The sequence below is a fragment of the Halorubrum sp. genome (genome assembly GCF_046498025.1).
Classification (GTDB): domain Archaea; phylum Halobacteriota; class Halobacteria; order Halobacteriales; family Haloferacaceae; genus Halorubrum.
Window position 1 is genome coordinate 1 of sequence record NZ_JAWOBM010000061.1, and the last position, 25,155, is coordinate 25,155.

The 25,155-nt window shown below is 72.5% G+C and carries 27 protein-coding genes and 1 tRNA gene; 11 read left to right on the forward strand and 17 right to left on the reverse strand.

What is annotated here, in order from left to right; translation table 11 throughout:
- The 4 genes from R6U01_RS11560 to R6U01_RS11575 form a co-directional block, all read right to left on the reverse strand.
- Positions 1 to 2,252 (reverse strand): heterodisulfide reductase-related iron-sulfur binding cluster (locus R6U01_RS11560; protein WP_410286605.1); only part of this gene is annotated, 2,252 nt, incomplete at its 3' end.
- A 92-nt stretch (positions 2,253 to 2,344) separates the two neighbouring features.
- Positions 2,345 to 3,058 (reverse strand): energy-coupling factor transporter transmembrane component T family protein, encoded by a 714-nt coding sequence (locus R6U01_RS11565; RefSeq protein WP_410286606.1) that lies wholly within the window; start codon positions 3,056 to 3,058, stop codon positions 2,345 to 2,347.
- The gene (locus R6U01_RS11570) at positions 3,055 to 3,828 is read right to left on the reverse strand and encodes an energy-coupling factor ABC transporter ATP-binding protein (protein ID WP_410286607.1); all 774 of its coding nucleotides are present in this window, start codon (positions 3,826 to 3,828) and stop codon (positions 3,055 to 3,057) included. The genes R6U01_RS11565 and R6U01_RS11570 overlap by 4 nt, the downstream gene beginning before the upstream one ends.
- Positions 3,829 to 3,883: 55 nt before the next feature.
- Positions 3,884 to 4,465, reverse strand: coding sequence for a biotin transporter BioY (locus R6U01_RS11575; RefSeq protein WP_410286608.1), 582 nt, complete (start codon positions 4,463 to 4,465; stop codon positions 3,884 to 3,886).
- A 172-nt stretch (positions 4,466 to 4,637) separates the two neighbouring features.
- On the opposite strand from R6U01_RS11575, the gene R6U01_RS11580 reads away from it, so the two are divergent.
- Both R6U01_RS11580 and R6U01_RS11585 read left to right on the forward strand, forming a co-directional pair.
- The gene (locus tag R6U01_RS11580; RefSeq protein WP_410286609.1) at positions 4,638 to 5,315 is read left to right on the forward strand and encodes a hypothetical protein; all 678 of its coding nucleotides are present in this window, start codon (positions 4,638 to 4,640) and stop codon (positions 5,313 to 5,315) included.
- A 483-nt stretch (positions 5,316 to 5,798) separates the two neighbouring features.
- Positions 5,799 to 6,518, forward strand: a complete 720-nt coding sequence (locus R6U01_RS11585) for a hypothetical protein (protein WP_410286610.1) — start codon at positions 5,799 to 5,801, stop codon at positions 6,516 to 6,518.
- Between the two features lie 6 nt (positions 6,519 to 6,524).
- Here the strand turns inward: R6U01_RS11585 and R6U01_RS11590 are convergent, their stop codons facing one another.
- Positions 6,525 to 7,013: a cupin domain-containing protein gene (locus tag R6U01_RS11590; protein WP_410286611.1), complete on the reverse strand. Its 489-nt coding sequence runs from the start codon at positions 7,011 to 7,013 to the stop codon at positions 6,525 to 6,527.
- Positions 7,014 to 7,304: 291 nt separating this feature from the next.
- Here R6U01_RS11590 and R6U01_RS11595 point away from each other — a divergent pair, with 291 nt between their 5' ends.
- Complete coding sequence (locus tag R6U01_RS11595; RefSeq protein ID WP_410286612.1) at positions 7,305 to 8,879, forward strand: alpha-isopropylmalate synthase regulatory domain-containing protein; 1,575 nt, start codon at positions 7,305 to 7,307, stop codon at positions 8,877 to 8,879.
- Between the two features lie 40 nt (positions 8,880 to 8,919).
- On the opposite strand, the gene R6U01_RS11600 is transcribed toward R6U01_RS11595, so the two are convergent.
- Complete coding sequence (locus tag R6U01_RS11600) at positions 8,920 to 10,590, reverse strand: alpha-amylase family protein (protein WP_410286613.1); 1,671 nt, start codon at positions 10,588 to 10,590, stop codon at positions 8,920 to 8,922.
- Positions 10,591 to 10,698: 108 nt separating this feature from the next.
- Between R6U01_RS11600 and R6U01_RS11605 the strand changes: the two genes are divergently transcribed.
- Positions 10,699 to 11,010, forward strand: coding sequence for a hypothetical protein (locus R6U01_RS11605; RefSeq protein ID WP_410286614.1), 312 nt, complete (start codon positions 10,699 to 10,701; stop codon positions 11,008 to 11,010).
- A 34-nt stretch (positions 11,011 to 11,044) separates the two neighbouring features.
- Here the strand turns inward: R6U01_RS11605 and R6U01_RS11610 are convergent, their stop codons facing one another.
- Together R6U01_RS11610 and R6U01_RS11615 are read right to left on the reverse strand one after the other, a co-directional pair.
- Entirely contained in the window at positions 11,045 to 11,407 is a 363-nt protein-coding gene (locus R6U01_RS11610) for a group I truncated hemoglobin (RefSeq protein ID WP_410286615.1), read from the reverse strand.
- Between the two features lie 131 nt (positions 11,408 to 11,538).
- A tRNA-Ser gene (locus tag R6U01_RS11615) sits at positions 11,539 to 11,623 on the reverse strand.
- 223 nt (positions 11,624 to 11,846) lie between these two features.
- On the opposite strand from R6U01_RS11615, the gene R6U01_RS11620 reads away from it, so the two are divergent.
- On the forward strand, positions 11,847 to 12,809 hold the full coding sequence (locus R6U01_RS11620; protein WP_410286616.1) for an AAA family ATPase: 963 nt from the start codon (positions 11,847 to 11,849) through the stop codon (positions 12,807 to 12,809).
- A gap of 32 nt (positions 12,810 to 12,841) precedes the next feature.
- Here the strand turns inward: R6U01_RS11620 and pyrE are convergent, their stop codons facing one another.
- The 7 genes from pyrE to R6U01_RS11655 form a co-directional block, all read right to left on the reverse strand.
- Entirely contained in the window at positions 12,842 to 13,390 is a 549-nt protein-coding gene (gene pyrE / locus R6U01_RS11625; RefSeq protein WP_410286617.1) for an orotate phosphoribosyltransferase, read from the reverse strand.
- A gap of 87 nt (positions 13,391 to 13,477) precedes the next feature.
- Positions 13,478 to 14,113 carry a hypothetical protein gene (locus R6U01_RS11630; protein ID WP_410286618.1) on the reverse strand — a complete coding sequence of 212 codons (636 nt, stop codon included), beginning with the start codon at positions 14,111 to 14,113 and terminating at the stop codon, positions 13,478 to 13,480.
- Positions 14,053 to 15,402 (reverse strand): DUF58 domain-containing protein, encoded by a 1,350-nt coding sequence (locus tag R6U01_RS11635; RefSeq protein WP_410286619.1) that lies wholly within the window; start codon positions 15,400 to 15,402, stop codon positions 14,053 to 14,055. Before R6U01_RS11635 ends, R6U01_RS11630 begins: the two co-directional genes overlap by 61 nt.
- Complete coding sequence (locus R6U01_RS11640; RefSeq protein WP_410286620.1) at positions 15,399 to 15,965, reverse strand: hypothetical protein; 567 nt, start codon at positions 15,963 to 15,965, stop codon at positions 15,399 to 15,401. The genes R6U01_RS11635 and R6U01_RS11640 overlap by 4 nt, the downstream gene beginning before the upstream one ends.
- Positions 15,965 to 16,909 carry a DUF4129 domain-containing protein gene (locus R6U01_RS11645; RefSeq protein WP_410286621.1) on the reverse strand — a complete coding sequence of 315 codons (945 nt, stop codon included), beginning with the start codon at positions 16,907 to 16,909 and terminating at the stop codon, positions 15,965 to 15,967. Before R6U01_RS11645 ends, R6U01_RS11640 begins: the two co-directional genes overlap by 1 nt.
- An 84-nt stretch (positions 16,910 to 16,993) precedes the next feature.
- Complete coding sequence (locus R6U01_RS11650; protein WP_410286622.1) at positions 16,994 to 18,088, reverse strand: MBL fold metallo-hydrolase; 1,095 nt, start codon at positions 18,086 to 18,088, stop codon at positions 16,994 to 16,996.
- A 117-nt stretch (positions 18,089 to 18,205) separates the two neighbouring features.
- Positions 18,206 to 19,276, reverse strand: a complete 1,071-nt coding sequence (locus R6U01_RS11655; protein WP_410286623.1) for a two-component system sensor histidine kinase NtrB — start codon at positions 19,274 to 19,276, stop codon at positions 18,206 to 18,208.
- Between the two features lie 166 nt (positions 19,277 to 19,442).
- Between R6U01_RS11655 and R6U01_RS11660 the strand changes: the two genes are divergently transcribed.
- The 3 genes from R6U01_RS11660 (at position 19,443) to R6U01_RS11670 (ending at position 23,774) form a co-directional block, all read left to right on the forward strand.
- Positions 19,443 to 19,820, forward strand: coding sequence for a hypothetical protein (locus R6U01_RS11660; protein ID WP_410286624.1), 378 nt, complete (start codon positions 19,443 to 19,445; stop codon positions 19,818 to 19,820).
- Between the two features lie 405 nt (positions 19,821 to 20,225).
- Positions 20,226 to 22,517, forward strand: coding sequence for a phosphoribosylformylglycinamidine synthase subunit PurL (purL, locus tag R6U01_RS11665; RefSeq protein ID WP_410286625.1), 2,292 nt, complete (start codon positions 20,226 to 20,228; stop codon positions 22,515 to 22,517).
- Between the two features lie 126 nt (positions 22,518 to 22,643).
- Positions 22,644 to 23,774, forward strand: coding sequence for an ABC transporter ATP-binding protein (locus tag R6U01_RS11670; protein WP_410286626.1), 1,131 nt, complete (start codon positions 22,644 to 22,646; stop codon positions 23,772 to 23,774).
- 60 nt (positions 23,775 to 23,834) lie between these two features.
- Here the strand turns inward: R6U01_RS11670 and R6U01_RS11675 are convergent, their stop codons facing one another.
- Entirely contained in the window at positions 23,835 to 23,984 is a 150-nt protein-coding gene (locus R6U01_RS11675) for a hypothetical protein (RefSeq protein WP_410286627.1), read from the reverse strand.
- A gap of 127 nt (positions 23,985 to 24,111) precedes the next feature.
- On the opposite strand from R6U01_RS11675, the gene R6U01_RS11680 reads away from it, so the two are divergent.
- The 3 genes from R6U01_RS11680 to R6U01_RS11690 are packed head-to-tail and all read left to right on the forward strand — an operon-like array spanning position 24,112 to position 24,981.
- A complete protein-coding gene (locus R6U01_RS11680; protein ID WP_410286628.1) occupies positions 24,112 to 24,402 on the forward strand; it encodes a ribbon-helix-helix domain-containing protein in 291 nt (96 codons plus the stop codon).
- Positions 24,389 to 24,676, forward strand: coding sequence for a type II toxin-antitoxin system RelE family toxin (locus tag R6U01_RS11685; protein ID WP_410286629.1), 288 nt, complete (start codon positions 24,389 to 24,391; stop codon positions 24,674 to 24,676). Before R6U01_RS11680 ends, R6U01_RS11685 begins: the two co-directional genes overlap by 14 nt.
- 14 nt (positions 24,677 to 24,690) lie before the next feature.
- Positions 24,691 to 24,981 (forward strand): hypothetical protein, encoded by a 291-nt coding sequence (locus tag R6U01_RS11690; protein WP_410286630.1) that lies wholly within the window; start codon positions 24,691 to 24,693, stop codon positions 24,979 to 24,981.
- 7 nt (positions 24,982 to 24,988) lie between these two features.
- On the opposite strand, the gene R6U01_RS11695 is transcribed toward R6U01_RS11690, so the two are convergent.
- Positions 24,989 to 25,155, reverse strand: a 167-nt coding sequence (locus R6U01_RS11695; RefSeq protein ID WP_410286631.1) for a DUF3368 domain-containing protein, incomplete at its 5' end; no start/stop codon positions are given.

Genomic DNA, 25,155 nt, shown 5'->3' on the forward strand with positions numbered 1-25,155 from the left:
CACGCCTCCAGCGCCTCGATCAGCAGCTCCGCCACGTCGACGACCTCCACGTCGTCCTCGAAGCCGCCCGTCTTCCGGCCGTCCTCGAACATCGTCGTACACATCGGGCAGGCGACGACGAACTTCTCGACCGCGTCGCCGGCGTCGGTGTCCTCGACCGCCTCGCGGAGGCGCTCCTCGCTCGGCTTGACCTCCTCGTCGTGTTCGGTCCAGAGTCCGCCCCCGCCGCCGCCGCAGCAGAACGAGTCGCGCCGCGAGCGCGGCATCTCGTAGAGGTCGGCGCCGGTCGCCCGGATCAGCTCGCGGGGCGCCTCGTACTCGTCGTTGTACCGCCCGAGGTGACAGGGGTCGTGGTAGGTGACGGTGTAGTCGAGCTCGTCGCCGGAGAGGCCGAGCCGGCCCTCGTCGACCAGCCCCTCGACCACCTGCGTCCAGTGGAGCACGTCGATCTCGCCGTCGGCGTTCCACGGTTCCTCGCGGTCGAACGGCATCATCGGGTCGTCGGCGAACTCCGCGAAGTCGACCTCGGGGTACTCGTTCTTGATGGTGTTGTACGAGTGGGGGTCGGTACAGACGATCCGCTCGAACTCGCATTCGGCGAACGTCTCCACGTGGTGGCCCGCCAGCTCCAGGTAGAGGAACTCCTCGCCGATCCGGCGGATGTCGTTGCCGTCCGTCTTCTCGTCGTCGAAGAGAATCCCGAACGACACGTCGGCCTCGTCGAACAGCCGGGCGAGCGCGCGAGCGACCTTCTTGTTCCGGTCGTCGAAGCTCGGGTAGTCGCCGACGTACCAGAGGTACTCCACCTCGCGCTCGCGGGCGTCAGGGACCGCCACGTCGTCCAGTTCCTCCGCCCAGTCGCCCCGCGCCGACTGCGGCTCGCCGAAGGTGTTGCCCTTCTGCATGACGTCCTGGAACACGCCCTGGAGGTTGGAGTCGACCGCTCCCTCGTCGACGAGCTGACGGTTCATTTTCGTGAAGGAGGTGAGGTGCTCGATGTCGACCGGACAGGCGTCCATGCAGGCCATACACGACATGCAGGACTCCATCGACTCGCTGGCGATCACGCCGCCCTCGTCGGCGACGATGGGGACGGTGCCGCCGTCGTTGGCGGCGGCGGAGTTCGCCACGCCGCCGTCGTTGGCGGCGGCGGAGTTGACCACGCCGCCGTCGTTGGCGGCGGCGGAGCCGGCCACGCCGCCGTCGGTCGCGGCCGCGGTCCCGCCGCGGCTCCCCGCCACCGGATCGTCGGTGACCGACTCGCGGTACGCCTTCAGATCCAGGATCACGTCCCGCGGGTCGAGGTTCCGCCCGACCGTGTCGGCCGGGCAGGCGTCGGTACACCGCCCGCACTTCGTGCAGGCGTCGCCGTCCAGCAGCTCCTTCCAGGTGAAGTCCTCGATCGACTCGGCGTTGGTGTGATCGAGGTCGGCCGGGACGTTCGGGAGCCGGGCGCCCGCCTTCTCGTCGCGGGCGACGACGTTCGCGAACGAGGAGATCATGTGGAACGGCTTCGCGTACGGGATCCACGCGATGAACGCGAACGCCAGCAGCGAGTGGCTCCACCAGACGACGCCGTAGATCGCCTCGGCGCCCGCGGGCGTCAGCCCGGCCCACCGGAACCCCGCGGCCATCGCCATGCCGACGAAGCTCACCGTCTCCGTCGCTCGCGCCGGCTGACCGACGATGCCGAGCGCCTGGACGACGAAGCCGCCGACGCCGAGCGCGAAGAGGGTCCAGACGAACGCGTCGTCCTCCAGCGAGGTGTGTTTCCCCCACAGCCGCCCGTCGCGCTCGCGGTAGCGCCGGTACATGGCCATGCCGACGCCGACGACGAACAGCAGGCCGAAGGCGTCGACGGTGAACTGGTAGGCCAGGTAGAAGTCGCCCACCCAGAACGACTCGCCGGCGATCGGGCGGTAGACGTCGATGTCGAACCCGAGGATCGTCGTCGCGACGAGCAGGGTGAGAAAGCCCCAGAGGACGAACGTGTGCATCACGCCGGTGTACACGTCGCCGTCGAACTGGTTCTCGTTGGAGAGCACGGTCCGCGTCGCCGCGACGATCCGCGACGGGAGCTCGGACAGCCGGTCGCGGGGGTCCGCGCTCCCGCGGGCGTACGCCGCGAACCGGGCGTACACCCCGTACAGGAACACGAGGATCGCGACCGCGGCGAGCCAGTAGAACGCGGCCTTCCCCACCGGGCCGATCGTCCAGAACGTCTCCCGGGTGGCCGCCTGCAAGGGAGTCATGATCGATCAGCCGGATACGGCGCGGTTAAAACTTGCCACAACACGGAACGCGTCGCCCGCCCGTTTCTCCCGCACGCGTCCCGCTCGCCCGCTCAGACGACGGGCGCGAGCGCCGCCGCGAGCAGGCCGACTCCGAGCGCGACGGCGACCGCGTCCGCTCCGCCGAACGCCAGCCGCGGGAGCGTCGGGTTCCAGGCGAAACAGCGGGCGGTCAGCGCGGTCCCGAGCCGGTCCGCCCGGCCGAAGGCCCGGTCGACGCCAGCGACGGCGACGAGCCGCATCCGGTCCCGGACCGGGAGCGCGTCGCCCCCCCGGGCGCGGACCGCTTCCCGCGCCGTCAGCAGGTCCCGCTTCAACAGCGGGAGGAAGCGGAAGACGAGCGCGACGCCCACGCCGAGGAACTGACCGGGCTTCCCCGGCACCGTGCGCTGGATCGCCGCCCGCGACTCGCGGACCGGGGTCGACCGGACGTACCCCGCGGCGACGACGAGGATCAGCAGAACCCGGTAGCTCGCGAGCCCCGTGACCGCGGCGCGCTCGGGCCGGAACCACGGCGCGCCGAGCGTCGCGCCGGCGACGAGTGGCGCAAGGGCGAGCACCGGGAACGCGACGCGGTACGCCCACACGTCGCGGGCGCCGCCGCCGGCGAGCCGGAGGCACCCGACCGCGAGGAGGGTGAGCGCCGAGAGCCCGCGGGGGGTCGTGTACGCGTACGCGGCGGCCGCGAATCCGGCCTGCACGAGGAGCTTCGACCGCGGATCGAGCCGGTGGGCGAGCGAGTCGCCGGGGACGTACGAGAGCGTCACGGGTCCGAGGCCGGGCCGAGGTCGGGGGAGCGATCGGTGAGCGCGCCGCCCAGGACCCGCACGTCCAGCGCCGGGAGCTCCGCCACCGCCCATTCCGGCGTCGCGTCGACCGCGACGCGCCCGTTCGCCAGCCCCACCACGCGGTCGGCGAGCCCGAGCACGTCGCGGAGGTCGTGGGTGACGACGATCACGCCCGTCCCGGCGCGGTGCCGCTCCCGCAGGCTGTCCACGACGGAGCGACGCGCCGGCTCGTCGAGCCCGGTGAACGGCTCGTCCAAGACGAGGTGGTCCGGCTCCATCGCCAGCGCGCCGGCGATCGCGACGCGCTCGCGCTCGCCGCCCGACAGCGACGCGATCCGGTCGGCCTCGCGTCCGGCCATGTTCACGGCGTCGAGCGCCGCCGCGACCCGGCGGTCGATCTCCTCGTGCGCGAGCCCGAGGTTCTCCGGGCCGAACGCCACGTCGGCGCCGACGGTGGCCGCCACCAGCTGGTCGCGCGGGTCCTGGAACACCATCCCGACCGCGGTCCGGGCGGCGACGAGGTCCCCCTCGACGGGCGTTCCGTTCACCTCGACCGTCCCCGAGGCCGGCGTCACGAGCCCGTTGAACGTCCGGACCAGGGTCGTCTTCCCGGAGCCGTTCGCGCCCGCGACGACGAGGAACTCGCCGTCCGGAATCGAGAGGGAGACGTCGTCGACGGCGGTGAGGGCGGTGTCGTCGTCCGCTCCGCCGTCCTCGTACCGACACGTGACGCCGTCGACGTCGATCACGGCGTCACCTCACGAGAGGTCACGGGAGCACCTCGCAGGAGGTCATGGAGCCACCTCACGACGCCGCGATCGCGTCCGAGCGCACGATGCCGACCGCGGCGGCGATCTTCAGCGCCTCCGCGGGGAGGAACGCCGCGGCGCCGACGGTCACCGCCTCGACCGGCCCGAGCGAGAGCACCACCGCGAGGCCGGCGACGCCGAGCGCGTAGATGATCGCGGTGCCGAGGACCATCGCGCCGACGAGCGTCGGGAGCCCGACCGCGTCCGGGTCCCGGAGTGTCGCGCCGCGGTGGACGACCGCGCCGACCGCGGCGGCGGCGAGCGGGTACGACCAGAGGTACCCCGCGGACTGACCCACGAGCGCGCCGACGCCGGCGGAGCCGCCCTGGAACACCGGCGCGCCGAGCGCGCCCGCGGCGAGGTAGAGGACGAGCGACGCGCCTCCCCACACCGGGCCGAGGTAGATCCCGGCGAGGAACACGCCGAGCACCTGCAGCGTCACCGAGACGGGAGAGACGGGGTTCGGGAACGTCACGTACGCGAACGCGCCGACGAGCGCGGCGAACAGCGCCGCGCGAGCGAGGTTGGTGGCGGCCTCGTCGCCGACGAGATCCACCGACTCCCTGCTGGTTGCCATGTCCTCGACACGCTCGTAAACCGACTTGAATATACTGGTTGACGGATCGGCGGCGGTCGTCGGGAATCGTTGGGCGCGTGCGGCTGCCGGTCGACGATTTCGGGGGATCGCTTCCGAGACGGCCGAAACCGGACGCGAGGCTTTTCTACCGGGAGCGCGTACCTCGGCGTCCATGGACGAAAAGACCGCCGAGCTCCGCGACATCTTCGTCGAGACCACCGGGTCCGACACGGTCACCGAGCGGCAGGCGGAGTCCCCCGGATCGCTCACCGGCCGCGACGAGGCCGCCGTCGGCGAGCGCGTCCGAGAGCTGGTCGCCGCGATGCGGGAGCGGTACGGCTTCTCGACGGACCTCGACGACGCGACGTACGCCCGGATCGCCCGCGGACGCTTCGAACTGGACGACGACGCGGCGATCGCCGCCGCGCTCGCCGCGGCCGACGAGGCGGTCCGCGTGGGCGACGAGAGCGCCGGCGGCGACGCGCCCGGGCCGGTCGACCTCGATCCGGACACCGTCCGGGACGCCCGCTTCGACCTCCACCTCGTGCGGGAGGCCGACCGCGAGGTCGAGGACGCCCCGTTCGAGTACGCGGACCTGAAGTCGCTGACCGCCGAGGGCCGTTCGATCGTCGAGTGCGCGGAGGAACTGGACGCCGACCCCGACGCCGTCGCGAAGTACGCGCGCGTCGCCCGCGTCGACCTGACCTCCACCCGGGCGAACGACCGCTTCCGCGACGAGTTCCGGGACCTGCTCACCGACGCCGACATCGAGGGCTCTCACGCCGAAACCGCCCGCGAGGACGGGCTGAAAGAGGCCACCGAGGACATCGAGACGGACGTTTCCTTATAAATAGCTGCTCGCTGCGGGTGGTATCGCGGTCTCCCACCTCCCCGCTCTCGTCGACCACTACCGCGTACTCACGAGTTCCAACGACGGAGCGGCGCGCCGGGTCGCGCCCGTTCGGCGCGACCCGCCCGCGAGGGAGGCGGCGGTCCGGCGCGGCTCCGCCCGCGCCGGGCCGTCCGCCGAGGCTGGGGAGGCGTGAGGTGCGGTTGCGGTACGGGGCGGGACTCAAAGGGACAGTCGCCGGCGGCAACGCCGCCGGCTTCCAGAGGCGCGAAGCGCCTCGCTGCCGCGAGCCCGTCGCGGCCGGGGCTTTGGAGGTATTCACCGCCGATCTTCACTCAATCGTTTATAACCAAGCGGCTGGGACTTTGGGAGTTTCCTCCGTGTCGATAGCAACGACGTATAGCCGAGCGGCTGGGGCTTCGGAGGTATTCACCGTTTACCCGCAGCCGACGACTCATAAATGAAGCCGCGGCCACCGTCCCCGTGACTCCCTTCAGCGACGTGGCCCGCGCGGCCTACTGCCCGCGACAGCTCTACTACGCGCGCCGCGAGGACGACCGCGCGGTCCCGCCCGACGCGCGCGCCCGGATCGACCTCGCGTTCCGATACCCCGCGCTCGTCGACGCCCCGGATGCGACGCTCCGGCGGCTCCCGATCCGGCGCTCCCCGGCCGCCTACCGTCGGAATCTCGACCGGCTCCGCGAGCGCGACGACTACGACCGGCTCGTCGACCCCGAGCGCGAACGCGCGTTCGTCTCCGGGAAGGACTGCCACGGGACGGTGCACAAGGTGGTCGGCGGCGGGGGAGACGCCGCCGCCACGGTCGAGGCCAGCCACCCTGCCGACGTCGCCGACACGGCCGACGACACCGACCCGCCCGTCCCCGTCGTCGTCTCGCCGGGCGAACCCCCGGAAAACGGCGTCTGGGAGCCGCAGTCGGTCAGAGCGGTCGCCGTCGCGAAGGCGGTCGCGTGGGAGCACGAGCGGAAAGTGCCGCGTGCGCTGGTCGAGTACCCGAGCGTCGGCGCCGTCCGCGAGGTCCGGGTCACGACCCGCAAACGGGCCGCCTACCGCCGGGCGCTGCGGGCCGCCCGCGCGATCGACGGCCCGCCGTCGCGCGTCGACGACGACCGCTGTTCCGCCTGCGACTACCGAGAGCAGTGCGGCGTCGGTCGCCGGTCGTTCCGGTCGCTCCTCGGCTAGCTCTCCCTACGGCGAGAACGACGTGCCGCACTCGGTGCACGTGAACCTGAACCGTCCCTCGTCGGTCAGCGCCGTGGCGTGCGGGAGCTCGTCTCCGCAGCTGCGGCACTCGATCAGCGACTCGATCTCCTCCCAGTCGTGGCGCGCGCCGGGCGCGCCGAACGCCCACGCGACGACCTCCTCGTCGGCATCCTCGCGGACGAACCCGGACTGGAACTCGCCGGGCGCGAACCGGATCAGCTCGCCCGCCTTGACGTCGACGCGTTCGCGCTCTCGACCGACCTCGAAGGTGGCGGTCCCGGAGAGGACGTAGAACACCTCCTCCTGGTCGCCGTGCGCGTGAAGCCCGCCCGCGAACGCGTCGCCGGGGGCGAGCTCGAAGTAGTTCATCGCGACGTGCTCGGTACCGAGCACGCGCGAGACGGGCTTGCGCACGTCGTGGACCTCCATCGGGTTCGTGACGACGTCGACGTCATCGATCGCGACTCGCTCCATGCGGGTCCGCTCTCGGCCCGCGGTGGTAGTCCTGTCGCCGACGAATACTCACCGAACCCCCGCGCTCGCCGACGATCCGTTGGCCAAACCTGTCTCGACCCGTCCGTTTATATGCGTGAGATACGTCGGCACGGACACGAATGACACGAGACGATCGTGGTCGTTCGGAGGATAGAGGAAGTCGCCTCGCGGCGGCTGGCCGCGAAATTCTCCGAGCGTAACGACTCCGGGGCACGACCGCCCCGCGGCGGCACCGACCCCGAACCCACCGCAGAGCCGACGGACCCCCTTTTGACCCGAACACCACTCACCGACCTGAACGAGGTACAGCTGTTAGACACCACCCTGCGCGACGGCGAGCAGATGCCCGGCGTCTCGCTGACGCCGGCCGAGAAGGTCGACGTCGCCCGCGAGCTCGACGCGGCGGGGATGCACCTGATCGAGGCCGGCTCGGCGTGCACCTCCGAGGGCGAGCGCGAGGCGATCCGCCGGGTCGCGGGCGCGGGGCTCGACGCGACCGTGACGAGCTTCGCCCGCGGCGTGAAGCGAGACGTCGACCACGCGCTCGACTGCGGCGTCGACGGGATTAACCTCGTCGTCCCCGCCTCGGACAAGCACGTCGAGACGAAGGTCGGCTCGACCCGCGACGAGGTGGTCGACACGACGGTCGAACTCGTCGAGTACGCCGCGGACCACGGGCTGTGGGTCGAGGTGCTCGGCGAGGACGGCTCCCGCGCCGACCTCGATTACCTCGAACGCCTGCTCGGCGCCGGCCTCGACGCGGGCGCCGACCGGATCTGCTACTGCGACACCGTCGGCGCGGCCGACCCCGAGCGCACCGCCGAGGTCGTCTCCCGGCTCGTCGACCTCGGGCCGACGAGCCTCCACACCCACGACGACCTCGGCTTCGGCGTGGCGAACGTCCACGCCGGGTTGAAGGCGGGCGCCGACACCGTCCACGGCACCGTGATGGGCGTCGGCGAGCGCGCCGGCAACGTCGCCTTGGAGGAGGTCGCCGTCGCGCTCGCCCGGTCGTACGACGTCGACACGGTGGAGTTGGCGCGGCTCTACCGGCTGTGTCGGGTCGTGAGCGAGGTCACGGGCGTCGCGCTGCCGCCGAACAAGGCGGTCTGCGGCGCCAACGCCTTCGCCCACGAGTCCGGCATCCACACCGACGGCACGCTCAAGGACGGGACGATGTACGAGCCGTACCCGCCCGAGACGGTGGGCCGCGAGCGGCGGCTCGTCCTCGGCAAACACGCCGGGCGCGCCGGCGTCAAGGCCGCGCTCGCCGAGCACGACGTCGCCGTCGACGCCGACGAGCTGAGCGCGGTCGTGAGCCGCGTGAAGGAGCTCGGCGACCGCGGCAAGCGCGTCACCGACGCCGACCTGCTCGCGATCACCGAGGACGTGCAGGGCCGCGAGCGCGACCGCCGGGTCGAGCTCGTCGACCTCTCGGCGACTTCCGGCGGAAACCTCCCGACGGCGTCGGTGCGGCTCCGCGTCGGCGACGAGGAGCGCGTCGCCTCCGGCACGGGCGCCGGCCCCGTCGACGCCGGCCTCGAAGCCGTGCGCGCCGCGCTGGCGGACGACGGCGGGACCGACGGGGACGAGAGCGAGGGCCCCGGCGGCGTGTCCTTCGATCTCGACTCCTACCACGTGGACGCGATCACGGGCGGCACCGACGCGGTCGTCACGGTCGAGGTCGATCTCTCGCGCGGCGACCGCTCGGTCTCGGTCTCCTCGACGGACGCCGACATCACCCGCGCCAGCGTCGTCGCCATGGTCGACGGACTCGACCGACTGCTGTCGGCCGCCGCCGAGGAGGGGGCGGCGCCGGACGCGGCCTCGCTCGCGGACGACTGACGACGGCGGGGTGGCCCGTCTCCGTTCGGCGCGCCGCCGTTCACCGCTTCTCGCCGCGGATCCACACGTAGTCGCACGCGTCGAGTCGGAAGGTCACGCCCCCGTCGGCGACGTGGTAGTCCCCGTCGCCGACGACGTGGTCGACCGTCTCCGGATCGACGTCGAAGCCGACGATCTCCTCGCGATACTCGTCGGCGAGGTTGTGCGCGCAGAGGAGGACGGTTTCGTCTGCGTCCGCCTTGCCGTCCGTCTCGTGGTCGAACCGGTGGACGCGCGTTTCCTTGTGATCGGTATAGAGCGCGCGGTAGTCGCCGCGGGCGATCTCGGGACAGGCGTCGCGGGCCGCGACGAGCGCTTCGACCCGCGAGAGCAGCGAGTCGGGGTCGTCGCGCTGGGCGGCGACGTTCACGCGGTCGTACGCGAACGCGCCCTCGTCGATCACCGGGTTGTAGCAGTCCTCGGGATCGGCGGTCGAGAAGCCGCCGTTCGGCGTGTCGTCCCACTGCATCGGCGTGCGGACGGACTCGCGCTCGGGGAGCGAGAGGTCGGCACCCGTCCCGATCTCGTCGCCCGACTGGAGCGCGACGGAGCCGGGGAGCGCGAACAACAGGCTGTGAGCGACGGCGATCCGGTCGCGGTCGCCGCCGTACAGGTCGGCGAGTCGGAGCCGGTGACCGCGCCCGAAGATCCACGAGTCGCCGGCGTCGTCGCCGAAGTAGCCGCGGGCGTGCTCGAACGCCTCCTGGGGGAGCTTCAGCAGGTTCCACTCGTCGTGGTTCCGCAGGAAGTTCACCCACCCGCCGACGCCGGCGGTGTCCGGCAGCATCTCCTCGGCGCGCTGCAGCGGCCACGTGTCCTTCACGCCGACCGCGTACGTGAGGTGCGCGTTCATCACGAAGTTGAACTGGAGGTGGAACGCCTCGCCGTCGCCGAAGTAGTAGTCGAGGTGTTCCGGCTCGTCGTCGGCCTCGGCCAACAGCACCGCGTCCGACTGCTCCGCCTCGACGACCCGCCGCATCTCTTTGAACAGATCGATGGGCTCGCCGAGGCCGCTCTCCTGGAGGGTCGTCGCGTTGTGGCCCTTCGGCAGCAGCATCGGGTGGGCGGCGTCGATCCGGAACCCGTCCGCGCCCTGGTCGAGCCAGAACCGGAGCACGTCGTACAGCTCCTCGCGGACCGCCGGATTCGCGACGTTGAGATCGGGCTGGTGGCCGTAGAACTGGTGGAAGTAGTGTTTGCCGGCGACCTCGTCGTACGACCAGACGCCGTCTTCGTACTCGGGAAAGATGTTGCCGCGGTGGTGGGCGTCCGCCAGGTGGCTCGTCCACAGGTAGTAGTCGTGGTACTCCGAGTCGGGGTCCTCGCGCGCCCGCCGGAACCACTCGTGTTCGTTCGAGGTGTGATTGAACACGAGGTCCGTGATCACGCGGATCCCGTACCCGTGTGCCCGGTCGGCGAATTCGCGGAAGTCCCCGAGGCTCCCGAGGCGGTCGTCGACGTCGTAGTAGTCGGCGACGTCGTAGCCGTTGTCACGGAGCGGACTCGGGTAGAAGGGGCGGATCCAGAGCGCGTCGACCCCGAGCTCGTCGAGGTAGTCGAGCCGCTCGGTCGCTCCGCGGAAGTCCCCCCATCCGTCCCCGTCGCTGTCCTTGAACGTCTTCACGTCCAACGAGTAGATCATCGCGTCCTCGTACCACTCCGAGTCGCTCATGTATTCGGGTACGAAACCGGGGGTCTGGTTTCTTGCGGTTCGCTGTTCCCTGACCCCGAACGGGCGCGTCTGACGAGGTTTTTAACCGACGACCCCCCAACGTCACCCGTGAGCGTCGTCGTCGCGGTGAAGCCCTCGGCGCGCAAGCGCAACGCGAAGGTGGGGCGGCTCGTGTTCGAGGACGGCTCCCGCCACGCCTTCGAGAGCCGCGCGGCCGCGGAGCGCTGGGCGGCCGACCTCTCGACCGGGGACGGACACGTCTGGGTCGCGAGCGCGCATCCCCGCGACGGCGACGAGGTCGACTGCTACCTCGTCTCGCGGGCGACGAACGCGAAGCTGGAGGCGGCCTACGACAAGCGGCGGCGTCGGCTGCGCGGCGACCCCGCCTCCGAGCAGGAGTCGCTCGGCGGCGAGCTGTAGGGGGTCGTTCGCGTCGCTTCGACGCGGGGTTCGATCACGCCTCGACGATGTCGTCGCGGTACCCCTCCACCGCCTCCATCACCGCCTCGCGGTCCGCGTCGGCGACGTCGAACTCGCGCAGCGCCCCGTCGAGGTGGCCCGCGATCGCGTCGAACTCCGCGTCGGTGACCCCCAATCCCTCGTGGGCGGTCGCCATGTCGTCGCCCTCGTACCGCATCGGGCCGCCGGCGACCGCGCTCAGGAACGCCGTCTGGTGGGAGCGCTGGTTGACCATGTCCACGTCGTCGAAGTGGTGTGCCACCCGCTCGTCGGCCAGCACCCGATCGTAGAACTCGTCGACGACCGCGCCGACCGCCTGCTCGCCGCCGAGGCGGTCGTACAGCGTCTCGTCTGGCATACGAGTCGGTCGCGTGGGCGACGTATGGCTTTTTCGCCGGCCGCGGCGTGACGACTCGTCCCGTCGGACGGATCTTCGCGTCGCTCGCCGCCCGGCCGCCGCGTCGCTACCGGGACGGCGTTCGAGAGAAGCGCCGAGGCGGAGATTTGAACTCCGGTGTCCGAATGGACAGTAGATTTCGAATCTACCGCCTTGGCCAGGCTAGGCTACCTCGGCTCACTCTGGGGTTGGCCGGTTCCGCTGTTATGCGTTTCGATCGTCGCCGGCGAGCCGCCGACGTCGACGGGACGACCGCCCCTGGACCGCCACCGAGGCGACCGCTACCGGACCGCCACCGAGGCGACCACTGCCGGACCGCCACCGAGGCGACCACTACCGGACCGCCACCGAGGCGACCCCCGCCGGCAACGCTTTTCGGGGCGGCTCCCGTGCGCCCGGTATGGACGTCCCCGAAGCGGCCGCGGCCTGCTCGCGCGTCGTCGACGAGGTCGGCAGGGCGGTCGTCGCCGACCGCGAGTTCCTCGACCGCGTCACGCTCGGCATCCTCGCCCGCGGCCACGTCCTCCTGGAGGACGTGCCCGGCACCGGCAAGACCCTCTCGGCGCGCTCGTTCGCGACCGCGCTCGGCTTAGAGTTCTCCCGGGTGCAGTTCACGCCCGACCTCCTCCCGGCCGACGTCACCGGGACGAACGTGTTCGACGAGCGCGACGGCTCCTTCGCGTTCTCGCCCGGCCCGATCTTCGCCAACGTCGTGCTCGCGGACGAGATCAACCGCGCGCCGCCGAAGACGCAGGCCGCGCTGCTGGAGGCGATGGAGGAGGGACAGGTGACCGTCGACGGCGAGACGCACGCCCTCCCGGAGCCGTTCTACGTCATCGCGACGCAGAACCCCGTCGAGAGCGAGGGCGCGTTCCCCCTGCCCGAGGCGCAGCTCGACCGGTTCACGGTCAAGACCTCGATCGGCTACCCCGACGACGACGGCGAGGTCGAGCTGCTCCGGCGGCGCGCTGGCCGCGTCGAGCAGGCGCCGACGGTCGACCGCGTGCTTGACGCCGACGCCGTCTCGGCGCTGCGCGAGGTGCCCGAGACGGTCCGCGTCGACGACGACCTGCTCGGGTACATGGCCGCGCTCGTCCGCGCGACCCGCGAGGACCGCCGCGTCGACGTCGGCGTCTCGCCCCGCGGCACCCAGCGGCTGTTCGAGACCGCTCGCGCCGCGGCGGTCGTCGCCGACCGCGCGTTCGTCACCCCGGACGACGTGAAGCGCGTCGCGGAGCCGACGCTCGCGCACCGGCTGGTGCTCACCCCGGACGCCGCCGTCAACGACGTCGACAAGCGCGACGTGATCGCCGACGCGCTCGACCGGGTCGCGGTGCCGACGGTGGACGCGGCCGAGGCCTGACGCCCGGATAAAAACCGATCGAGCCCGCCCGCCTACTCCGCGTCCCGCTCTGCCAGCAGCTCCGTCGCCGTCAGCAGCGACTCCAGCTCCACGTCGTGGTCCGCGAGCAGCTCGGCGGCCCCCTCCTCGCGGTCGACGACGACGAGCACGCGGTTCACCGTCGCGCCCGCGTCGCGCAGCGCCTCGACGGCGTCGACGGCCGACTGCCCGGTCGTGGCGATGTCCTCCAACACGACGACCTCCTCGCCCTCGTCGAGTCGCCCCTCGATGCGGTTGCCGGTGCCGTACTCCTTCGTCTGCTTGCGCGCGATGACGTACGGGCGTCCCATCTCGGCGGCCGTCACGGCCACGAGGGGAACCGCGCCGAGCGCGACCCCTGCGAGCTTCGCGTCCGCGTCGGCGAGCCGGGCCGCGAACGCCTCGCTCACGAGCGTCAGCGCGTCCGGGTCGGTCTCGAACAGGTACTTGTCGACGTAGTAGTCGCTGGTGCCGCCGTGCGAGAGCTCGAACTCCCCGAACCGGACGGCGTCGGCCGCCCGCAGCGCGGCGATGAGCTCGCTCCGTCGCTCGTCGTCGGTCATACCCTCACGGGGCCGCCCGGCGATTATAAACGGGTCGGAACGCGGGCGACGGCGACCGGTGCGGCCGTGGACGAGGCCGGCACCGAATCACCGGAGCGCCGACGCCAGCACCACCGCGCCGAACAGGAGCAGCGCCAGGGCCGCAACCGGCTGTGACCCCGCGGCGGCGAGGTACACCCCGTAGACGACCCCGACCGAGAGCGCCCCCGCGAGCAGGGTCGCCCCCGCGTGGACGGCCACGTTCCGGCGGGTCCGGGCCTCCCGCCCGACCTGTTCGCCGACGGAGAGCCCGTGGTCCGCGGCGTCCCACGCGACCGCGAGGGCGACTCCGGCGACGAGCAGCGGCTCGACGCCCCCGCCGCGGTACCCCGCGACGGCGAGCCCGAGGACGCCGAGCCCCGCGCCCCGCGCGAGGAACCGGTGAGACCGGCGGACCGACCCGGCGACGAAGGCGACCGTCGCGACGACGAGGAGGGCGCCCCCGAGCGGCGCGGCGAGGAAGGCGGTGAGGCTCGCGATCGCGGCCGCGACGAGGCTCACGACGACGGCGAGCGCGGGGGGACGCGCGTCGCGCTCGGGCCGGTCGACGGGATCGCTCGCCCCTGCGTCGTCCGCCGGGACGTCCGCACCCGCTCCGTCGCCGCTCTTCGCTCGCTCGGCGCTCACGGCGACCACCTGCTCGTCGCCCGCGCGACCGCGACGGGGAACGACTCCTCGCCCCACTCGATCGCGCGAATCCCGACCGACCGGAGGTCACGGAGCCGCTTGCGTCGCTCGAGTCCGACGAGCCGCTCGCCGGTGGTCCCGCTCGCCGTGACGTCCGGCGAGAGCACGGTGACGAGGTGGCCGTGCGCGTCGATCCGGCGCGCGAGCGAGGCGGCCGCGTCCTCGATCAGGGGGGTGAAAAAGAGCACCTGCGCGTCGGCCGGGAGCTGCCGCCGGAACCGGCGGAGCCAGAGCGACCGGTAGAACCGCTCGCCGCTCGGCGTCGGCGCCAGCGCGGGGTCGGTCGCCAACATATCGCGGCCGCGAGCGGCGTGGGCCGTGCCGGCGCCCGGAGCGAGCCAGCAGTCCACGGGACTGACCGCCGCGATCCCGACGCGGTCGCCGCCGTCGAGGAGCGCGCGGAACGCCTGCCCGGCGGCGCCGACGCTCGCCTCGACCGCGGTCTCCGCCGCCGGCTCGGACGCGGCGTACGCCGCGTCCCGCGCGTCGATCAGGAGCACGACGGTCGCGGCGCGCTCCTCGCGGAGCTCCACGGTCGCCAGTTCGCCCGTCCGCGCCCGGCGGTTCCAGTCGACCCGCTTGAGGGGGTCGCCGCGGCGGTACTCGCGGGTGGCGTGGAACTCCACGCCCGCCCCGCCCACGTCGGTGGGCATCCGGCCGTGGTACCGCGTCGTCAGTCCGCGGAGGGGCAGGTCGCCGCCGGCGGCCAGGTCCGGGGTGCAGACGATCCGCGCGGGGTCGACCGGCTCGACCGCGGTCGTCCGCTCGCGCGACCCCGAGGGGTTCCGCGTGATCGCCGTCACGGCCTCCCACTCGTGCTCGCCGCGGCTCGCGCGCACCGCGTACTCGAACGCGACCGCCGCGTCCGGGCGGAGTGCAGTCGCGACGCGAGCGGGGCCGTCGACGACCTCTAGCCCCGGCGGGACGCCGTCCACGAGCCGGAGGTCGGCGAGGGGCGCGTCTCCGACGTTGCGCGCTCGAACCGTGACGGTCACCTCGTCGCCCGGCTCCGGCGTCGCGTCGCTCGCGGTCCGGGTCACGTCGAGCGTCGCCGCCGGCGCCTCGCCGACGCCGGCGTAGAGGACGTAGCCGACCCCGACCGCGCCGAGGAGCACGAGGCCCGGCCGCCGGGCCACGATCCCGACGCCGACGAGGGCGAGCGCCGCCCCGCGGACCCCGTCCCAGCGCCCCGTCGCGACCTCGCGGCGGACCCGGCGCCCGGTCGTCGCGGCGTCCCCTCCCTCCGCGGACCCCGCGTTGGGCGCCGAATCGCGGGTCTCGCTCATCTCCCGGCCTCCGACTCCCCCTCGTCCAACCGGTCGATCGCGTCGACGGCGGCCCGGAGGCCGAACTCGTAGCGCGCGCGCCCCGAGACCACCGCCCGGAGCCGGACCCGGACCGGGTACGACGAGCGCCGCGCGAGGAACGCGGCGGCGGTCGCGTCGGTCGTCCAGTCACCGGTCTCGACCAGGCGATCGGCGGTCTCGTCCGACACGTTCCGGCCGCGGACGACGGCCGCGACCGCGAGTTCCCGGACCCGTTCGCGGACCTGCCGGCGCGCGCGGTGGCCACCGTACGGGGGGCCGGTCGCCCGCTCGATGCGCTCGTCGAGGTCGGCGCCGGGCACCGACGCCGGCGCCCGTCGCTCGGGGTCGCCGGGGGCAGCCGCCTCGCGCCGCCGCTTCCGACGGGCGTTCGCGTACCTCAGTCCCTGCGCCACGCCGAGCGCCCCGATCAGCGTGACGACGGTCGTCGAGGGGTCCAGCGCGGCCGCGACCCCGCGGTCGACGGCGGCGACGAAGCCCACCGCGACCGCCGCCACGCCGAGGGCGACGAGGGGCCGGACCACTACTCCGCACCCCCGTGGCGCTCCTCGATCCGGCGGAGGGCCTCCGCGGCCCGGCGCTCCCGCTCCGCCGTCGCCTCCTCGCCGCCGTAGCGCACTCGCTCGAAGACGGCGGTGAGGTCCGCGACCGGCCCCTCGTCGACGCCGGCGTCGACGGCCGCCGCCGCGAACTCGGCGGGCGTCGACGAGGCGGGCCGGTCCACGTCGAGAGCCTCGGTCATGTCGCGCCACGCGCGGTACACCCCGTTGTCGGCGTCGGACCGCTCGATCCGGTCGGCCGCCGCGCCCGCGGTCCGCCCGACCGCGCGGAGGTCGGGTTCGTCCGGCTCGTCGTCGCTTCCGGCCGCGGCCTCGCCGGCCTCGGGCTCGTCGTCGCCGCCGGCGCCGAGGAGGACGGCGACGCTCGCGACGAGCGCTACGACCACGACCAGCGCGAACAGGAGCTCCGGCGTCGAGGCGGCTCCTTCGCCGCCGCCGAGGCCGGCTCCCCCGCCGCCCTCCGGAAGGAAGCCCCCCTCGTCGACGCCGGTGGCGCCGAGCGAGAACTCGATCTCGCCGTCGGCCGGCCGGCAGGTCGAGAGCGCCCACCCCAGCACGGCGACCGGGGAGCCCATCGCCCCGACCACGACGCCCGTCGCGAGCACCGAGTTCGTGTCTCGGTAGATGACCCACGCGAGCGCGAGGAGGGCCGCGGCGAACGCCACCAGCGCGGGCGGCTCCCGGAGGAACTCGTAGCACGCGGGGGGAAGGGAGACGGTCCCGCCGCCGCTCGGGGAGGGCGTCAGCCCGACGTCGCCGCCCTCGCCGCTCGGTCCGCCCTCCTCGCCGGCGCCGCCGAACCCGCCGCCGCCGAGGCTCACGGCGGAGTCGAGGGTCGCGGCCGCGACGCCGAGGGCGACGACCGCGAGGAGGGCGAGGAGGACCGCCGCGAGGGTGTCCCGTTTCACGTCCGTGGATACGCCGTCCCGCAGGAATAGCTTACGGCGAGGGCGGCGGAGCCGGCGCAGCGGCCCGCAGCGCGGTCGGAGTCCTCAGTCCGACGACCCGTCGACGGCGTCGTCGAGCGGCGTCGCCGGGAACAGCGCGTCGACGTCGGGGTCCGGATCGACGAGGCGGTAGTCGACGCCGTCGCGCTCGACGACCCCCGCGTCGGCGAGGTGGTCGAGGTGCGCGAACGCCTCGCCCGGCCCGTGGAGCACGTGGATGTCGACCAGGTCGCCGAACAGCTCGGCCGACACCTCCCAGGCCGTCGCCGGCCCGCCGTCGGCGAGGACCTCGAGGACGCGCCGCGTCCGGTGGCGGTGGTGGTCGAGGATCGTCGCGGCCCGCCGGCTCGGGTCGTCGATCCGCTCCCGGTGGCCCGGGTGCGCCGCGTCGAAGTCGCGCTCGACGATCCGCGCGAGGCTCCGGGCGTACGCCGCGAGCGGCGCGTCGACCCGGACGTCCGCCCCGCCGACGTTCGGGGTGTACCTCGGGAGGAGCGCGTCGCCGGAGAACAGCTCCGCGGGGGCGCCCGACCCGTCGCTAGGAGGCCGGCTCGCCGTCCGCCCCGGGTCGCGCCCCTCCCGCCCGACTGGCTCGTGGTCCGGGACCTCGCGCGGGTCGAACGCGAACCCGGTGAGGCCGGCGGTGTGGCCCGGGAGGTGGACGGCCTCCAGCGCGACGCCGCCGACGTCGATCACGTCGCCGTCGGCTATCGTCGTCACGTCCGCGGGCGGCCCGCTCAGGTCGGCGCTCACCGCGTCGAAGAAGTCGCGCAGCCGCTTCTGGTCGGCCTCGGGGAGTCCCCACCGCTCGAACGTCTCGCGCTGGAGGACGGGGTCGGCCGTGAGCGGGGTCTCCGTCCCGTCGACGAGGGGCGCGTCCGCCTCGTGGACGAACACGTCGGCGCCGCCGGCGGCCTGGATCTCCCCGGCCAGCCCCGCGTGGTCGGGGTGCCAATGAGTCAGGGCGATCGCGTCGACGTCGGCGAACGCGATGTCGCGCTCGGCGAGCCCCGCCTCCAAGTCGGCGCGGACGTCCGGGAGCGCGACGCCGGTGTCGACCAGCGCGGTCGTCTCGCCGTCGAGCACGTAGACGTCGTTCTCGCCCTCGAACACGGTGTTGCCGAGCTGGATCCGGTTCACACCGTCCCGTCGGTGGGAGGCCTTTTGAGGGTTGCCTCCGCGGAAATTCCGTCGAGCGCGTCGCCGGCGGTCCGGACCCCGCTCAGCCGAGCGCGTCGCCAGCCGTTCGAGCCCCGCTCAGTCGAGCGCGTCGACGCCGGTGAACTCGAAGCGGGCGCCCCCGTCGGCGCCGTCGGTGACGCGCACCTCCCACCCGTGGGCCGCCGCGACGGCCTCGACGATCTCCAGTCCGAAGCCGGTCCCGCCGTCCGCCGTGGTGAATCCCGGCTCGAACACCGCCTCGCGGTCGCCCTCCGGGATCCCCGGGCCGTCGTCGGCGACGTAGAAGCCGTCTTCGAGGTCGCCGACGGTGACCGCGACGTCCTCGCCGCCGTGCTCGATCGCGTCGCCGGGCTCCGCCCGGCTGCCCGTGGAACTGTGTTCCACGCTGTTGCGCACCAGGTTCTCGAACACCTGTCTGAGCCGGCTCCGGTCGGCGCGGACGGCGCGGTCCGTGTCGACCCGCAGCGTCGCGTCGGCGGTCTCGACCCCGCGCCAGCAGGCCTCGGCGAGGTCGCGGAGCGGGACCCGTTCCGCCCCGTCGACGCCCTCGCCGTCGCGGGCGAGCGTGAGGAGGTCGTCGATGAGGGAGCTCATGCGCTCGTGGGCGTCGGCGACCGCGTCGAGGTGTTCGGAGTCGCACTCCTCGCGGGCGAGTTCCAGTCGCCCCTCGGCGACGCTGAGGGGGTTTCGGAGGTCGTGCGAGACGATGCTCGCGAACTCCTCCAGCCGCTCGTTCTTCCGGCGGAGCGTCTCCTCTCGCTGCTTCCGCTCGCGAACGTCTCGGATGACACCGACGCGGTCGAGGTCGGACACCCCCTCCTCGCCGGCGAACCGGTTGAACCGCATCTCCACCGGGAACCGGTCGCCGTCCGCGGTGAGGAACTCGTACTCGACGGTGCCGGCCTCCCGCTCTCCGGCCGCCATCTCGCGGCGGACCCGTCTGGCCTTCTCCGCGGTCTCCTCCGTGACCCAGTCGTAGATTTCCGTTCCGATCAGCTCCTCTCGGCTCGCGCCCTTCATCTCGGCGTAGCGCTCGTTGACGTACGCGATGGTCCCGTCGGGACGCACGGCGTAGACGGCGTCGTCGAGCGACTCGAGAATCGTCTCGTAGCGGCGTATCTCCCGTCTCCGACGTGACTCGACCATCGTGGCTTCTCTTACACCCTCGTTTCATCCGTTTAGTAATAAATGGGCCGTCCCGGTCGCCCGGTCGCGCGGTCGCCGACGCCGCGGACGGGGCGGTCCCCGGACGCTCGGCACCCCGGCGGCGCGGATCCGGTGTGTTTTCGTCGCCGCGCGCCCACGGACCCGTATGGAGTACCAACCGGGCGTGTGCAACATCGGACCGGCTCAGCAGCGACGGCGACTCCTCCTCGGGGCCGTCTCCCTCCTGCTCGCGGTCGGCCTCGTCGCCGCCGTCGTCGCCGTCGGGTGGCCACGCTGGACGCTGCTCACCGCCACGTTCCCGCTGTACGGCGCCGCGATGGGGTACTTCCAGTACCGCGAGCGGTTCTGCGTCGGCTTCGCGGGCATCGGCGTCTTCGACGTCGGCGACGGGACCAATCGGATCCTCGACGAGGCGGCGCTGGCGGCCGACCGGAAACGCGCGGTCCGGCTGAACGCGAAGTCGCTCGCCGCCGGCGTCCTCGGCGCGACCGTGATCTACGGCGTCTCGCTCGTCGCCTTATAAGCAAATCGCGGGTCGGTTCGCGTCCGACACCGCGTCGTCGCCGTCGCCGGTTTCGGAGTCTTTCGCTGTCAGTCGTCGCTGGCGCGGCGCGCCCTTCACGCGTTCCGGCCGCTCGCTCGTAACTCGCTGATACCGGACCGGCGGTGACCACCTCCAACGCCCCGCAGCGGACGACACCTCACGCCTCCCAGGCCCTGTCGCTCGCCTCTGGCGAGCGACTCCCTCGCGCGCTCTCCTCGCGGCCGTTTAAAAACGGCCGCGTGGGGGGCGCACGCCGGTCGGCTCGATGAGCGATCACGTCTCGATGAGCGATCACGTCGCCCCTGCTCTCCACCTATCGCGGTCGCACCCCACGAACGTGCACATAGAAAAGCATTAGAACGGGCTCGATAACCACGTAAGTGAATGAGTCTGCCCGAACCGGACCGCGAGCTCGTGGTCGCCGAGCTCGGCCGGGAGCCGACGACGGCCGAGGCCGCGCTGTTCGAGAACCTCTGGAGCGAGCACTGCGCGTACCGCTCCTCGCGCCCCCTGCTGTCGGCGTTCGAGAGCGAGGGCGATCAGGTCGTCGTCGGCCCCGGCGACGACGCGGCCGTCCTCGCGCTGCCCGAGCCCGACGTCGCTGACCTGCCCGCGGCCGACCGCGACGCCGACGACTACGGCGACCAGTACGTCACCTTCGGCGTCGAGAGCCACAACCATCCCTCCTTCGTCGACCCGTTCGACGGGGCCGCCACGGGCGTCGGCGGCATCGTCCGCGACACCATGTCGATGGGCGCGTACCCGATCGCCCTGCTCGACTCGCTGTACTTCGGCGGCTTCGCCCGCGAGCGCTCGCGGTACCTCTTCGAGGGCGTCGTCGAGGGCATCTCCCACTACGGCAACTGCATCGGCGTCCCCACGGTCGGCGGCAGCGTCGCCTTCCACGGCGGCTACGAGGGGAACCCCCTCGTCAACGTCGCCTGCGTCGGGCTCACGAACGAGGACCGGCTCGTGACGGCGACCGCTCAGGAGCCCGGGAACGCGCTCGTCCTCGTCGGGAACGGCACCGGCCGCGACGGGCTCGGCGGCGCCTCCTTCGCGAGCGAGGACCTCGCGGAGGACGCCGAGACGGAGGACCGTCCCGCGGTGCAGGTCGGCGACCCCTACGCCGAGAAGCGGCTGATCGAGTGCAACGAGGCGCTCGTCGACGAGGGCCTCGTGCTGTCCGCTCGCGACCTCGGCGCGGCCGGGCTCGGCGGCGCCTCCTCCGAGCTCGTCGCGAAGGGCGGGCTCGGCGCCCGCATCGACCTCGACCGCGTCCATCAGCGCGAGCCGAACATGAACGCGACCGAGATCCTCCTCGCCGAGAGCCAGGAACGGATGTGCTACGAGGTCGCCCCCGAAGACGTCGACCGGGTCGCGGCGCTCGCCGACCGGTTCGACCTCGGCTGCTCGGTCATCGGCGAGGTGACCGACGGGAACTACGTCTGCGAGTTCGCGGGCGGCGGCGGAGACGGCGCGGAGGGCGACGACGCCGAGTCCGACGACGCGGAGCCCGAGGTCGTCGTCGACGTCGACGCCGAGTACCTCGCCGACGGGGCGCCGATGAACGACCTCACGAGCGAGCCCCCGACGCAGCCCGACCGCGACCTCCCCGACCCCGAGCCCGCCCTCGGCGACGCGCTCGAGGCGGTCGTCTCGGCCCCGTCGACCGCGAGCAAGCGCTGGGTGTACCGCCAGTACGACCACGAGGTCGGCGCCCGCACCGCCGTGAAGCCCGGCGACGACGCGGCCGTCATGGCGATCCGGGAGACCGCGGAGACCGACTCCGCCGCGCTCGACGCCGACGAGCAGGGCGTCGGCCTGGCGCTCTCCTCGGGCGCGAACCCGAACTGGACCGCGACCGCCCCGTACGAGGGCGCCCGCGCGGTGGCCCTGGAGAACGCGACAAACCTCGCCGCGAAGGGCGCCGTCCCGCTCGCCGCGGTCGACTGTCTCAACGGCGGTAACCCGGAGAAGCCGGACGTGTACGGCGGATTTAAGGGAATCGTCGACGGGCTCGCCGACGCCTGCGCCGCGCTCGACGCCCCCGTGGTCGGCGGCAACGTCTCGCTGTACAACGACAGCGTCGAGGGGCCGATCCCGCCGACGCCGACGCTCGCGCTGATCGGGACGAAGCGCGGGTACGACGCCCCGCCGGCCGCCCTCGACGCGGACCGCGCGGCCGACTCCGAACTCCTGGCGGTCGGTGCCGGCGGCGACGCGCTCGGCGGCTCCGAGTACCTCGCGCAGGCGGGCGGGAGCGACCGGTTCCCGGACCTGCCGGACGCCGACTCCGACGCCGACTCCGTCGACTTCGGCGACCTCGTCGCGTCGCTCGCGGCGGTCGCGCGCCACGAGTCGACGCTGGCGACCCACGACGTGAGCGACGGCGGGCTCGCGGTCGCGCTCGCCGAGCTGGTGACCGACGCGGCCGGCGCCGACGTGACGCTCCCCGACCGCCTCGCGGCCTTCGACGAGACGCCCGGTCGCCTCGTCGTCCAGACGACCGATCCCGAGGCGGTCGCCGACGCCGCCGGCGAGCTCCCCGTGTTCCGGCTGGGCGACGTGACGACGGACGGGACGCTCTCGCTGTCGGTCGGCGGGGAATCGGCGGCGCTCGACGCGGCCGCGATCCGGGAGCTCCGCGGCGTGATCGAGCGCGAGCTGGCCTGACGGCTCGCCGAACCGCCTTTCTCCCCCGATTTTCGGCGAGCGACAGCGAGCGATACGCTTTTAGGTGTTCCTAAAATATGTAGGGGCAATCACGGGACGCCGGTCACATCGGCGCCCGACTCATCGATGGCTCAGACGCAATCAGTCGGCACGAGGCGGTCGAGCGGGACGGAGACCGGGTCTCCCGCGGACCCGTCTCCCGACCCGGTGTTGTCGCTGTCGGACGTGACCAAGGAGTTCGGTCCGGAGACCGCCGTCGACGGCGTCTCGCTCGACGTCGAGCCCGGCGAGCTCCTCACCTTCCTCGGTCCGTCGGGCTGCGGGAAAACGACGACGCTCCGGACCATCGCCGGGCTAGAGGAACCGACCGAGGGCGAGATCCGTCTCGGGGGCGAGACCGTCGCCGGCGACGGCGGGTTCGTCGCGCCCGAGCAGCGCGACGTCGGCATCGTCTTCCAGAACTTCGCGCTGTTCCCGCACCTCACCGTCCGCGAGAACATCGCCTTCGGGCTCTCCGACGCCGACGACGCGGCGACCGCGGCCCGCGTCGACGAGCTGCTCGACCTCGTCGACATGCCCGAACACGGCGAGAAGACCCCCGACCAGCTCTCCGGCGGGCAGAAGCAGCGCGTCGCGCTCGCCCGGTCGCTGGCGCCCGAGCCCGAGGTGCTCCTGCTCGACGAGCCGTTCTCGAACCTCGACGTCCGGCTCCGCGTGGAGATGCGCGAGGAGGTCCGTCAAATTCTGAAGGAGGCGGGCGTCACCGCCGTCTCCGTCACCCACGACCAGGAGGAGGCGCTCTCCATCTCCGACCGCGTCGCCGTCATGAACGAGGGGAAAATCGAGCAGGTCGGCCGCCCCGAGCAGGTGTTCGAGCGCCCCGAGTCGAAGTTCGTCGCCTCCTTCCTCGGCCGGGCGTCGTTCCTCGGAGGGAAGCTCCGCGAGGGGAAAGTCGAGACCGGGATCGGCCGGTTCGACGCCGTCACGCTGGAGGGGTACGACACCGTCTACGACGGCGCGCCCGTCGACGTGCTCGTCCGGCCCGACGACCTCCGAGCCACCCCGGCGAGCCCCGACCTGGCGGACGGGACCATCGTCTCGCGGCAGTACGTCGGCCCGTCGTTCGTCTACCGGGTCGAACTGGAGTCCGGCGACGTGGTCCACTGCCTGCACAACCACGTCGAGGAGTTCGACCTCGACGAGCCGGTCAGCTTGGAGCTCACCGCGGACCACCCGCTGGCCTGGTACCCGCGGTAGGCGCGTCGCTCTCGGCGGTTCGTCGTCTCTCTTACCACCGGCAGCGACGGGCGCCGCCGCTCAGAAGCTGAACAGGAAGGGAATGACGTACGCGATCAGCAGGCCGACGAGGGTCACGGCCGCGCCGATGCCGACCTCGCGGCTGCCGAACTCCTGCATGGGGGCGGTCACGCGCTCGTCCGGGTCGGGTTCGTGAGAGTGGTCGTCCATGTTTGGAAGTGGGTACGGGGGACACATAAGAGCATCTGAACGGAGCGATCGGAGGATTCGAGAGCGAGGACGCCTCCGGTCTCCGATCGAGTATGCATTTATATAACCGCGGGCGTAATACGAGCGTATGTCCGGAACGGGTACAAACGACACCGACGTCGACGATCCCGAGACGACGACGATCAACGTCCGCGTCACCGAGCGCCAGTTGGCGGAGATCGACGCAGTCTGGAAGGAAGAGGGATACACCTCTCGGAGCGAGTTCCTTCGGCACGCGATCCGAGACGCGACGGATCACCCCGGTGCCTCGCGCAGTATGCTGGCGAGCATCGCGGCCGAGGAACACGCGATGCGGCACGGCGAGAGCGAGGCCGTCTCTCGCGACGAGGTCCTCGAGATGATCGATGACGGGGAGTGACGACTGGACGTGGGAATTTCGGCCGCCCGCCGCCCGGGCGTTCGAGGATCTTGACGGGACGATACAGCGGCGTCTCGTCTCGAAGCTCGACGAGATCGTGACCGACGAGTGGCGGGACCCACCCGAATACATCGAACCGCTTTCGGGAGTTCCGCACGGCAAGATCCGCATCGGTGACTATCGGTTAGGTGCCGACGCCGATCGCGATCGAGAGACCGTGGTGATCCACGACATCGAGCATCGCTCGGGCGCGTACCGCCCGGGCGACGACTGAACGCCGACCCGAACGTGATACAAGACTCACGAACGCCTGATGGGGGCTCGACCGGAGCGGACGACGACCTCGGGCGACCGCCCCGCTACGACCAGGTGATCCGGTGGGCCGAATATATAACAGAGCACCCGCCAGAGGTGTGGGGCCCACAGCAGAACGCGGTCGTGAACGGCCAGATCGAGAGCGCGCAGGCGGCCGACGTGAGCGCGGAGGAGAAAAAACGGATCCGGGAGTTCGCGCGGGCGGAACTCGCCGAGGAGACGGGCCCTGACACGGAAAACGCGGAGCGGTCCGACGCGGAGTAGCCCGCGATCAGTCCCCGAACGAGTCCAGCTTCCCGACGATCTTCGTGTACAGGTCCGGGGCCACGTACCAGCCGCGATCGATCATCGCGTCGATCGCCGTTCGACCCTCGGCCGCCGACAGCGTCCCGTCCCGCACGGCGGCGAGGACGACGTACGCGGTCCCGCGCGTCTCGA